We start from the raw sequence: 11,675 nt of genomic DNA, 5'->3' as shown, positions 1-11,675 counted from the left end.
CTAGATTAGCGCAGCCTCTCTTTTAAAATTTCCCAAATACCGGGCATTGCCAGCAGTCCGTTATGCGGCGCGTCTGGTATTTCATAAAATAGATCGCCCGCCTTAAGAGATCCCGCAAGATCGCGACAGTGGCGTACCGGTATCAGCTCATCTGCGGCTCCGTGGATGAGCGTGATCTGCGTGCCGCGTGCCGCTTGCAAAAATTCCGCAGTCGGAATCTTATAGCGGATCAAAAATTTCGGCACGAAGGGGATTTTTTCGTGCGCGAGCCGCTCGAAGCTAAAATATGGCGCGAGCAAAATCAGCCGCGCCGCATCCCACTTCGCAGCCTGCTGAGCCGCGATGCCGCTTCCGATCGAGTAGCCGATCATCGCGAGCTTCTTGGGCGAATGCTGCGCCAAAACGTAACGGCTCATCGCATCCGCGCTCGCCAAAAGCTGCTGCTGCGATGAAATTTTGCCGTTCGATTTGCCGTAGCCCGGGTAATCGAAAATATAAAAATCATATCCCAAAGCCGCAAAATCCGCGCCGTATGCGCCCCAGCCGCTTACGTCACCGAAGTTGCCGTGAAAGAACAAAATCGCGCCTTTAGGCTCTGCCGCGCTAAATTTTAGCCCGTTTATCGATCTGCCCTCAAACGGAATATTGATCTCTTGAAATTTTATCACAGCGGCTTTTGCGTTATTGCCCGCATCGCCGTTTACTGCGGCGTTTTCGCCAATATGCTCGGCGCTAGTTTGAGCGCTTTCGTTTTTGATCTCGCCCGCTGCGGCGCCGTTTTCCTTTACGCCGCCAATCGCCGAAGCGCTTTCGTCCGCGCCGCCATTTATCGCCGCGCCATTTTGCGTAGCGGACATTGATGCCTCTAAATGCTCGCCGTTCTCGGGAACGTTTACAAGTCCTGCAAATTCGGAATTTTCAAAACTGAATTTGAAGTTTTTATCTAGCGGCTCGCCCAAAAATATCAGCCGCTCCTGAAAGATATAAAGTCCCGCCGCGATCGCTGCATAAAGACACGCCGCGATAACGCACAGCCTAAATAAAACCCTCATCGCCGTCCTTTAAATTTAAAACAGAGGCGCAAAAACGCGCGGCGGCACACGAAATTCCATCTCGCCGCTAAACTTTAAACTCGCTCAAAAACCATTGAAATGCTAGGATCAGCCCCGGCGCGCGCACGATCTTTTCGTCGAACATAAACTCTCGCGCCTTGGCTGCGGGCAGGTAGAAAAGCTCGATCTTCTCGCCGTCCACGCCGCCGCCGCGACCTAGCTTCATCGATTCGTCGATGCACGCGAAGTATAAAATTTGACGGTTCGCCGCAAAGCCAAGGGCGCTGTAGTAGCTCGTGATAAATTTCAGATCTTTCACGGCATAGCCCGTCTCCTCGAGTACCTCTTCGATCGCCGTTTGCTCCTCGCTGATGCCCTTGTCTAAAATGCCAGCGCAAAGCTCATAGGTGTAGCCCTTTTCGGGCGAATTTATTAAATTTTCCTCTTGATAAAACCACACGCTGGGGCGAAACTGCTTAACGAGCAAAAGCGCGTCGCGCTGCGTATGATAAAGCAAAATCGAGACGCTATCGTGCACCTTGACGCAGTCCCACGCGCGCGCTACGCCGTCCATTTCAAAATTTAAGCGAAAGGGTTTAACGAAATTCGAGCTTTTAAGCTCGGAAATTTTAAAATTTTTTATAGTAGTATCCACGTCGCAAGTCCTAAAAAGCTAAAAAATCCCACGATATCCGTTACCGTGGTAAGCAGCACGGAGCTACCGACGGCGGGGTCGATATTTAATTTTTTAAGCGTGATCGGAATGACGGCGCCGAAAAGCCCCGCGAGCGTTAAATTTAGCACCATCGACATCGCAATTACCAGCCCCAAAAGCTTAATGCCGAACCAAAAATACGCCACAAACCCCATTAGCGTGGCAAAAATGAGGCCATTTATAAAAGCGATCGTGATCTCGCGAAAGAGAACCTGCTTTTTGTCTTTAAACGCTATCTCGCCCAAGGCCAGGCGGCGCACGGTTACCGTAAGCGCCTGCGTGCCGGTGTTGCCGCCCATGGAGGCGACTATCGGCATAAGTACGGCGAGCGCGACCAACTTTTCGATAGTGGCGTCGAAAAGCCCGATGATCGTGGAGCTTACGATCGCCGTGCATAAATTTACCGCTAGCCACAAGGCGCGCGCGCGACCCGCCTTAAAGATCGTAGTCTCATCGTCTTCGGCTTCGTCATCGACGCCCGCGAGGTTGTAAATTTGCTCGGTGGCGCGCTCTTGGATGAGATCGTGGATATCATCGGCGGTGATACGCCCGATAAGCACGCCGTTAGCATCGACAACGGGGATGACGTTAAGGTCAAATTCTTCAAAGTCCTTGATTACGTCGTCGATCTTGTCAGTATCGGTGGCGAAGTGGATTTTGTTTTCGGCGCCGAATTTTTGTGAAATTTGCTCCAACGTGAGTGAAAAATCGTATAAAATCAGATCGGACGTCGAAAAGGTAGTAAGCAGATGTCCCTTTTTATCGAGCACGAAGAGCTGAAAGACATTCTCGATCTCATCCTTTTCGCGCATAACGCGCAGCATCTCGACCGCCTGCCCCAGGGTCTGATCCTGCCTCGCGCTAAAGACCTCGGTCTGCATATACGCGCCCGCCTCATCTTCGCTATATTTGGAGATAGTAAGAATATCGTGGCGATCGTCCTCGTCAAGCCCATAGAAAATCTGCTCGGCCTTGTCCTCGTCGATTTCGCCGATGTTTTGCAAAAGCTCCGCCTGATCGTCACTTTCTAGCTCCTCAATCGCTTTTACGATCTTTTCGTGAGGTAGAGTTTCGATGACGTCTTCGAGCATATGCTCGGGCATCTCAAGCGCAGCATCGGCAAGATCCTCAGGATCTAGCTTTTTTAAGAATTCTACGTATTTTTCTTCGTCATGCTTTTTTAGAGTTTTTAAATGCTCCGTAAGATCGGCGGCACTCAGCTCATGCTCAAGCGTATCGCCTAGATGCGCATCAAGAAGCGCTTTGGCTTCCTCGACGTCGTCCAGCTGCTCTTTATTTTCCATTTTTGGCCTTAATTTATCGTGATAAGCGACTCGTAGTTTTCAAATTTAGCCGGGTTTTTCGAGCCGTCTTTAGCCGCAGCCATTCTAGCGTCCATATCTTTGACGAGAGCTTTAAATTTAAGCTCCTCAGCACTTATGACGTTAGTTTTTTCAATCTTGACTACCTTAAGCGGATCTATAGCCTGCTTATTTTTATAAAGTCCGAAGTGCAGATGCGGTCCCGAACTAAGCCCGGTCGAGCCCACGTAGGCGATTAGCTGACCTTGCTTGACGCTAACGCCTGCTTTTGTGCCGCTAGCAAAGCCGCTAAGATGCGCATAAAGCGTACTGATACCGCCGCCGTGGTTGATCTCTACGGTGTTGCCGTAGCCGTTTTTACGTCCTACGAAGCTAATCTTGCCCGCCCCTGCGGCATTTACCCTAGTGCCTTTGGGGGCTGCATAATCTACGCCTAAGTGCGCGCGATATCGCTTTAAAATCGGATGAAATCTTTTAGGGGTAAAATAGGATGAAATTCTAGTATAAACAAGCGGCGTGATAAGTAGAAAAGATTCGACCTTTTTACCGCTTCGGTCGTAGTATTTATCATCGAAAAAATATAGCGATTTGGGCTTTTTATTTTCCTCGATCATTCCTGCGGTGATATTTACTCCGCCAAAAGGCTTGCCAAGGCGCGTTTTTTGCTCATACAAGATCACAAGCCGATCGCCCTTTTGCAGCTTTTTAAAATTTACCTCATTTTTAAAAACAAGCATAAACTCATTCGCTAAAGCCGCATTGCCCGTAGCTTTGATGATATCTTGATAGGGTGAGCTTTCGATCTGAATTCCTAAAGAGTAGCTGTTTTCCTCATAAACTATCGGAGTATAAACGAATCTAAAAGTGCCGAATTTATCGCGGTAGATGTGGATCTGAAGCTCCTCGCTGACAGGGATTAACAGCTGAGAGACGCGACCTGCTGGATCACGCAAAATTTGACACTCCACGCCAGCTCGTACCTCGGCGGCAAGCTCCTGATCCTCTTTATCCAGGTCATAATATACAGACGCGGGGATGCCCGCAGTTTCCATAAATTGTAGCAGACTTACGCCATCGGGCCAGGCAAACTTCTCTACGCTGGGGTTGTTCGCAAAAACTACGCCTATCCACAGAAAAAGCAATATAAAAATTCTAGTCATATAAAAACCGCTTTGAAATATTATTTTAAGGCGGGATTGTAACGAAAAAACGCTTATATTTCGTAAATACCGCGGAATTTTATCGCTAATTTCAAAGTTTTATGTATAATTAGCCAAAATTTTATTCAGGAGTAGAATTTTGAAAAAAGCTTTACTTATTTTGAGTCTATTTTTAAGCGTGGCGATAGGGGCGGAATTTAACATGCCGCGATACGAAACCGCCCTACTTAGCGTAACTGATGGTTCGGGTGAGATCACAGATAGCCCTACGATTGCCGTAGGCAGCAGCGGAGTGGTGATGCATAATTTCGGTAGCGGCGCGAGCTCCATCATCGCGCGTGCCGTCGTGACACAAAAAAGCGCAGGCAAGGCAAAGGTGCGATTTGAGGTCTTTGATATGTTAGCTCAAGAGGCACTGCCACTGCCTAAAATTTTACCCTCAAGCGGCGATAAAGTGATCTTAAATTTCCTCTATGACCGCGCCATAATCGTCGCGCCTAACGCTGAAATTTACGAGCAGGTTATCAAGGCTTTCCCTAATATAAATTTTATCCACCCAGATCTTGGCGGCGCCTATCTTAGCTACAACCACAAGCCAAATCCTAGCCGAGACGATTTTCGTAAAATTTGCGCGCAAAACAGCGCCGGACTGATTTTTATCGCGATGGATAAACAAGGCGTATTTGCCGACTGCGGTAGTTTCAAGCCTTTGCGTACGTTCGCTAGCGGCAGCGTGGCTTATTATCAGCTGCCATTTTACTCGCGCGTGGGCGAGATAAAGACCGTCATTTGGGACTTTACTAACGGCCCTATCAGCGATTACGACAAACACTACCGCTATTTGCTGGGCTTAGACGGCGATGAATAGCGCCGCGCAAGCGTTTTTTACAAATCTATTAGGCGCGGATAATGCCTATTTTGACGAGGCTCATCGCACGGCATACTGCTACGACGCGACAAAAAAGCGCTGTCTGCCGGACGGCGTGCTTTTCCCGCGAAGTGAGGACGATGTCAGTCAAATTTTAAAATTCTGCAATGAAAATTTAATCCCCATAGTTCCAAGAGGCGCAGGTAGCGGTTTTACTGGTGGATCTTTAGCCGCAAACGGCGGAGTGATTTTGGCATTTGAAAAACATATGAATAAAATTCTAGAAATCGACATGCAAAATCTACTCGCCGTAGTCCAACCCGGCTGCATAAATATCGATCTGCAAAAAGCAGCCGCAGCGCGCGGGCTTTTTTATCCGCCCGATCCCGCAAGCCAGGATTATTCCACGCTAGGAGGCAATGTTGCCGAAAACTCCGGCGGTATGCGCGCCGCAAAATACGGCATCACCAAAGACTACGTAATGGCACTGCGTGCGGTACTGCCTAATGGAGAGGTGATCCGAGCGGGCAAACGCACTATCAAAGATGTCGCAGGCTTCAACGTGGCAGGAATTTTAATCGCAAGCGAAGGTGCGCTTGCCATCATCACCGAAATCACGCTCAAACTAATCCCGATGCCAAAGCTTAAAAAGACTGCGATGGGCGTCTTTCCTAGCGTAGATGCGGCAATGAATGCCGTGTATAAGACGATGGCTGCCGGTATTACGCCCGTGGCGATGGAATTTTTAGACGCGCTGTGCATAGCCGCGGTCGAGGAGAAATTTCACAAAGGCTTGCCGAAGGGCGCGGGCGCGATTTTGATCTGCGAAACAGACGGCAATTTAGAAGCAGTGCTTTTGGAGGAGCTCGCGCTCATAAAAGAAATTTTCGTTCAAAACGGCGCGAGCGACTTTCGCATCGCAGAAAGCGAAGAAGAGCGTGCGGGCATTTGGTTTGCGAGACGCAACTGCTCGCAGGCGATCAATATCTACGGCACGCTTAAGCTAAATGAGGACATCACCGTCCCGCGCTCGCAGCTGCCCGAACTACTGCGCCGTATCGCGCGCATCGGCGATAAATACGGCGTGCGCGTGCCCTGCTTCGGGCACACGGGCGATGGCAATGTCCACACCAACGTCATGGTCGCCGACAAAAAAGATGAAGCTCAGGTGCGACGCGGACATGACGCGATCACCGAAATTTTCAAAGCTGCAGTTGGTCTTGGCGGTACACTCAGCGGCGAGCACGGCATCGGACTAAGCAAAGCAGAATTTATGCCACTAGCTTTTAGCGCAGCAGAGATGGAGCTATTTCGCGCAATCAAAAGGGCTTTCGATCCAAAAGGCATCTTAAATCCCGGAAAAATGGGGCTTTAAAATTAAAATCTTCATCCAACTTCTACGGTGATTTGAAATCGATTTATCCCACTTATCTCATCTAAAATTTTACTTTCTTACAATATGCCTGCTTAAAATTTATCTTGCTTGCAATTTAGCTTATTTGCAGGCTACTTCGAGTTAGTTTTAAGCTTGATCTACCCATTTACAGATCGATTTTGCTTGCTTTGCAATGAATAATTTCACTTGTTTATTGATAGATTCCCATTCCCTTGTGAATTGATTTTATTTACTTCGCAAATTAATTATCCCGTGCGATCTTCTTCGGATATTTTTGCCATATCAGCTGTGATTACATAGCTACTCGCTAGTTTGCACAATTTTTTCTCTTTCAGGGATGCACTAAGATTATGATTAAATCCCTATATCGCGATGGATAAGTCTATGACAAGTTAAAATTCTGTCAATAAAATCCACAGCATAGATTAAATTCTAACTTCCAAAATACTGAAATTTTAAAATCACTATCTACCGCTATTATCGCAATATGCGAAATTTCAGCAATAAAATTTAAAGACAAAATTTCACGAAATTTCATAAAATCCCATAAAGCTCCGCAAAATTTCTACGCTAATTTCGATCTCGCCGTATTATCATCTAGCTAGCCCTGCTATCTATTTAGTCGCATTAGCCTCGCTTGCATTTATTTTATTCATCGCGGCTACTACATTGCAGCTAAACTCAGCTCCCAGCTTGCAGGCTTTGTCGTAGTAGATCATCGCCTTATCCAGATCCGGCTCGCCAAATTCCTTTTTTGAATACGCTAGCCCGACCCTTTGGCATCCCTCCGCCAAAGCAGCATCGCAAGATTTGAGGAAAAACTTAAGAGCGCCCTGATAGTCTTTCTCTTCGTAGCTAGCGACCGCAGCGTTTAAGCAGCCCTCGCCTAGTCCCAAATCGCATGATTTGGCAAAAAATGCGAACGTATTTTTCTTATCAGCATTTTTATAAGAGATTATCGCGGCGTTGTAGCAAGCTTTGGCAGCTCCAAGCTCGCACGCTTTGGAATAAAACCGCGCGGACTTGCCCTTATCTTTCGTAGTTTTATATAAATTTTGCTCGTCGTAATATAAATCTCCCGCGATAGCACAGCTATTTTCCAGCCCCGCTTCGCAAGCTTTTTCAAACGGCTTTTTCGCTGCCTCATAATCGCGCTCCTCAAGCAAATATGCTCCGTAGTCTTCGCACGAATTAGCCCTACCGACGCCGCATCCGACAAACGAGACCCCCTGCGGGAAAAATATCTGCGCGAGCAAGTAGGCTGCTACGATTAGTGCGGTAATCGACACTAAAATTTTCATTTTTGCTCCTTTTAAATTTTAAAAATAATTATAGCAAAAAGCGAGGGATAAAATTTTAATTTTTGATAATAGCTGTGAAATCTCCGGCGAATTTTTGCAAAATTCCTATCAAAATCCCAAGCAAAATTTTAAATAAAATTTTAAACGGAACTTTGAGCGGAATTTTAAAAAGACAAATTAAAATTTTACTTGCAAGATTGTTTTTATGGCTGGCTATCCCACTTTTTTACTCGCACGTCTATATGACTGTCCACGGCTATAGTATTTTATAATAGGACTAAAACGTATTTAATCCTTAAGGTCTTAAGCACCTGCAGCCTCTGCAATGGCGATTTATCAGAGCGATAATTTAGTGCATAAAATATTTTGTCGCGCACCAAACCCGTGACAAGCATCTTGCCGCGCCATAGAAAATTTTTGAAAATTTCACATTGCTGCTTAGAAATTTTAAAAAATTTTACGCCGCCAGCCTTTAAATTTTATCTTAGAAATCGGCTTGCCTATGCCAAAATCGCAAGCGTAATGCGTCTTTAGGCGTTTTGGCTCCAATACCCAGGCTTCTTAGATCTACACCACTTAGATATATGAGCCTTAAAATAATTTAGGCCGCGCAGTATCTGTATAGCGTACGTAAATTTCATCTATGTAGACTGCGATTACGATTTCAGCCGCGCAAGCCCAGCTCGTAAAATTCTGATAGTTTTAAAACCCAAATGCCACGTAGAATTTCTATCTATTTAAAGAGCTTCGCTTCAAAATTTTATTCGCTGCAAAGCGCAAGCCGCGCTCCCTAGCGCTCAAACTCTATCACAGCCTCCTCCTCGCCGAACCACATCACGGAGTTTTTCATATCGCAAAACCTCGCCTCGTCCGCCATCAGCTCAGCTAGCACCACTCGCGCCGTCTCGCTGTTTCGTGCCTCCGCAAACGTCTGCACGCTCTCATACCACAGCTCGCCCATCGCATCGTAGCTAAACGCCGCCGTCTCGCGCCTGGTGCTCTGTCCCTCTGGAAAGACGGGCATAGTTTTTGCATAGCGGACGATATTTAGTGCCTTTTGATTAGCCAAAACCTTTTGTGAATGCGCCGCCCAGTGTGCCACAAACTCCTGCTGCGTGATACCCGGCGCCTTTTTTACTAACATCGTGATCTTAAACATAACCGCTCCCTAAATGAAATCTATCTCAAAATTTACACCCTGTTCTATGATGCATCCGCGTTTTTGCAATTTTGCTTAGCGTTCTTTGCGTCTAAATAGACCTTGAAAAAACTTAAAATAGCAGCCGTGCGCGCAAACACAAATCGCCAAAATGCATAAACCTCGCCGTTTAAAACTTAAATCGCTGTCAATCTCGCTTGGTTTGACTGTCTATGGAGTAATTTTACGGCTACCGCCAAAATAAATTCCGCAGGCTCTTTGCAGGCAAAGTAAAATTCTGCCAAACCTTAGTGGACGATAAAATTTTACCGACTTTCGGCGCGCATAAATTCCGTCCGTTTAGGCGGGCAAGATAAAATTTTGCAAGCATTAAGTGATCGGCAAAACAGACGAATGGCAATTCTCTCTTGCGCAGCCGCGCGCAAATTGAGTTGCCACGCACGCGCCTAGCCCTTGCTCGCCAAAAATCTCTGCAAAATTATCATCGCGGCGATGCTATCAAAGCGCGGATCCTTGCCGCCGCTCTTAGCGCCTTTGCTCGCAAACTCCGCCGCCTCGGCGCTCGAAAAGCTCTCGTCTTGGAATTTTATCTCGCCGTCAAAATCCAGCAGCGAGGCGAAGTGTTGTATGCGCCTGCTCATCTCCTCCTCGCTCGCCCCGCCGCGCGGCACGCCCAGCACGAGCACGCTGGCGCCCTTTTCGCGCAGCAGCTCGCTTAGCTCGCGCGCGGCTTGGGTGCGGTTTTTGCGCAGGATCGGCTCGCACGGAAGCGGCGTCTTATCATCCGGTGCCGCCGCCACGCCGATACGTTTAAGCCCAAGATCGATCGCAACTATCAAATTTCATCCTTTTTAGTTCGGCTTCGGCAAGCCGCGCGGGTTTGTTTTAAGCTCAAGTGCTACTTGCAGAAGGTAAAATTTTACCGAGCCGCCTTTTTCTAAATTTAAACTCCGACCGCGCAGACTACGCGCCGTGCAAATAAGCCGTACCGGCGAGCGCGCCGATTAAATCACGGCGAGCAAGCGCCTGCCGCCGGCTACTTTGCCACGATCTTTGCGCCTAAAATTTCGATCCTGCCTTCAAGCTCGTATTCGTAAATTTTATCGCCGAAGCGCTCGATCGCCGCTTGCAGATCGGAATTTAGCGCTAAAAATTCCATCACCTCATCCTGCGCGCGCTCAGTGTTTTGCGTCGTCTGCGGAGCCAAAGACGCGACAAACTCCCCAAAATCCGCGATCAGTCGCGCCTGAGATTTTGCGAGCAGATCATTCGTGCCCGCGCTCTCGTCCATTCGGTGCGGCAGCACGTACACGGGCACGCCCATCTCGCGAGCCAGGCGCGCACTTTGCAGCGAGCCGCTGCGGGGCTCTGCCTGAGCGACGATCAGCGCCTCGGACAGAGCCACGACGATACGGTTGCGCTGCAAAAACTGAAATCCGCGCGCGCTCACGCCGTCCTCATACTCGCTAAGCGCGAGGCTACGCTCATAAATTTTGCCGATCATGGCGGCGTTTTGCGCGGGATAAATTTGATCAAGGCCGTTTCCAAAAACCGCGATCGTGTTTGGAAACGCCCCTTCATGCGCGGCTATGTCGCAACCGATCGCCGCGCCGCTTACGACGCAAAAGTCCGCATCGCTCAAAGCGCGCGAAAGGCGCAGGATCAAATTTTTAGTATAAACGCTCATCTTGCGCGAGCCCACTATCGAGATGCGACGCTTTTGCAGCACCGCCGGCTCGCCCCTAAAATACAGCTGCGCGGGCTCGCTCGCACCGAGCCTTCTTAAACTTGGAATTTTAAAACCGAGCTCACTCGTAGTACTCATAAATTTCGTCCAAATAGACCAAATCGACCTCGCCTAGGATGTCGGCGCTGTTTGCAAGCGCGCGCAGAGTGGAGCTTTTGGGATGGCCGATAGCGATGGCGTAACCCTGCTTTTTAGCAAGCATCACGGCTTCGCGCAGCTTTTTGCGCACCGCGGCGACGCTGTTTTGATTATCTAAAAACACATCGCGATGCACGTATCGCATGCCAAACCCCTTCATCGCCGCCTTAGCCTTGGTAGCGGGGCTCGTGCGCGAGTCGATAAATAAAAATCCATACTCGTTCATCGCGCGCAGTAGGTTTTGCATCGCGCGCTCGTCGGCGGTAAATTTAGAACCGGTGTGGTTGTTTATAAATTTAGCGTTCGGAAAGTCCGCGCGCAGCTTGGCTATGACGCCTCGCAACTTCTCGTAGTTATCCGAAGCTCGCAGCGTCGCGGAATTATTTTTAGCAGAGCTTGCCTCCATCGGCAGGTGGATCGCGTAATGCTCAAAGCCGCGAGCGAGCGAGCGCGTGTCCTTGCGCTGATACTCGGGCGGGAAGATGGACGGCGTCACGCGCACGGGAAGAGCGGCGATCTTTTGCGCCTGCTCGTCGGTGCCTACGTCGTCGATGATGATCGCTAACTTTGCGCGAGAGCCTGCGGGCAAAGCCTTGCGCGGCGATTTAGAAAGATCGTCTGCGCTGCCGGAAGCAGGACTTTGTGCAGTAGAATTTATGGAATTTTCTGGCGCGGAATTTACTGCGGTAAAATTTACGTCAGGTCCCTCACCCACCGAATTTGCGGCGGCGGAATTTGCGGAAGCTATAGAATTTACGGAATTTTGCGAATCGCCGTTTGCAGAATTTTGCCTCGCTAAATTTTGTCTTGCGGAATT

11 protein-coding genes are annotated in these 11,675 nt (G+C 48.6%); 2 read left to right on the top strand and 9 right to left on the bottom strand.

Going from position 1 to position 11,675, the window contains the following annotated elements; genetic code table 11:
• Positions 1-5: 5 nt before the first annotated feature.
• The 4 genes from Q0198_RS03005 to Q0198_RS02990 all read right to left on the bottom strand — a co-directional run bounded on the left by Q0198_RS03005 (position 6) and on the right by Q0198_RS02990 (position 4,249).
• Entirely contained in the window at positions 6-1,052 is a 1,047-nt protein-coding gene (locus Q0198_RS03005) for an alpha/beta fold hydrolase (RefSeq protein ID WP_297894789.1), read from the bottom strand.
• 67 nt (positions 1,053-1,119) lie between these two features.
• On the bottom strand, positions 1,120-1,707 hold the full coding sequence (locus tag Q0198_RS03000; RefSeq protein ID WP_297894786.1) for an NUDIX hydrolase: 588 nt from the start codon (positions 1,705-1,707) through the stop codon (positions 1,120-1,122).
• Complete coding sequence (mgtE, locus tag Q0198_RS02995; RefSeq protein ID WP_291936371.1) at positions 1,692-3,071, bottom strand: magnesium transporter; 1,380 nt, start codon at positions 3,069-3,071, stop codon at positions 1,692-1,694. Before mgtE ends, Q0198_RS03000 begins: the two co-directional genes overlap by 16 nt.
• 8 nt (positions 3,072-3,079) lie before the next feature.
• Positions 3,080-4,249: a peptidoglycan DD-metalloendopeptidase family protein gene (locus Q0198_RS02990; RefSeq protein WP_005871954.1), complete on the bottom strand. Its 1,170-nt coding sequence runs from the start codon at positions 4,247-4,249 to the stop codon at positions 3,080-3,082.
• A 139-nt stretch (positions 4,250-4,388) separates the two neighbouring features.
• Here Q0198_RS02990 and Q0198_RS02985 point away from each other — a divergent pair, with 139 nt between their 5' ends.
• Both Q0198_RS02985 and Q0198_RS02980 read left to right on the top strand, forming a co-directional pair.
• On the top strand, positions 4,389-5,117 hold the full coding sequence (locus Q0198_RS02985; RefSeq protein WP_297894781.1) for a plasminogen-binding N-terminal domain-containing protein: 729 nt from the start codon (positions 4,389-4,391) through the stop codon (positions 5,115-5,117).
• The gene (locus Q0198_RS02980) at positions 5,110-6,492 is read left to right on the top strand and encodes an FAD-linked oxidase C-terminal domain-containing protein (protein WP_297894770.1); all 1,383 of its coding nucleotides are present in this window, start codon (positions 5,110-5,112) and stop codon (positions 6,490-6,492) included. The genes Q0198_RS02985 and Q0198_RS02980 overlap by 8 nt, the downstream gene beginning before the upstream one ends.
• Before the next feature lie 635 nt (positions 6,493-7,127).
• Here Q0198_RS02980 and Q0198_RS02975 read toward each other — a convergent pair.
• The 5 genes from Q0198_RS02975 to Q0198_RS02955 form a co-directional block, all read right to left on the bottom strand.
• On the bottom strand, positions 7,128-7,814 hold the full coding sequence (locus Q0198_RS02975; protein WP_297894767.1) for a tetratricopeptide repeat protein: 687 nt from the start codon (positions 7,812-7,814) through the stop codon (positions 7,128-7,130).
• A gap of 790 nt (positions 7,815-8,604) precedes the next feature.
• Positions 8,605-8,973: an EthD domain-containing protein gene (locus Q0198_RS02970; RefSeq protein WP_297894764.1), complete on the bottom strand. Its 369-nt coding sequence runs from the start codon at positions 8,971-8,973 to the stop codon at positions 8,605-8,607.
• A gap of 446 nt (positions 8,974-9,419) precedes the next feature.
• On the bottom strand, positions 9,420-9,812 hold the full coding sequence (ruvX, locus tag Q0198_RS02965; protein ID WP_297894761.1) for a Holliday junction resolvase RuvX: 393 nt from the start codon (positions 9,810-9,812) through the stop codon (positions 9,420-9,422).
• Positions 9,813-10,009: 197 nt separating this feature from the next.
• Positions 10,010-10,798, bottom strand: coding sequence for a DNA-processing protein DprA (locus Q0198_RS02960; RefSeq protein ID WP_297894758.1), 789 nt, complete (start codon positions 10,796-10,798; stop codon positions 10,010-10,012).
• Positions 10,782-11,675, bottom strand: an 894-nt coding sequence (locus Q0198_RS02955; protein ID WP_297894756.1) for a divergent polysaccharide deacetylase family protein, incomplete at its 5' end; no start/stop codon positions are given. The genes Q0198_RS02955 and Q0198_RS02960, both read right to left, overlap by 17 nt.

Origin of the sequence: uncultured Campylobacter sp. (assembly GCF_938045205.1) — a bacterium.
GTDB lineage: Bacteria > Campylobacterota > Campylobacteria > Campylobacterales > Campylobacteraceae > Campylobacter_B.
Note: the sequence above shows the minus strand (reverse complement) of the source record. Positions and strands in the feature narration are given on the sequence as shown.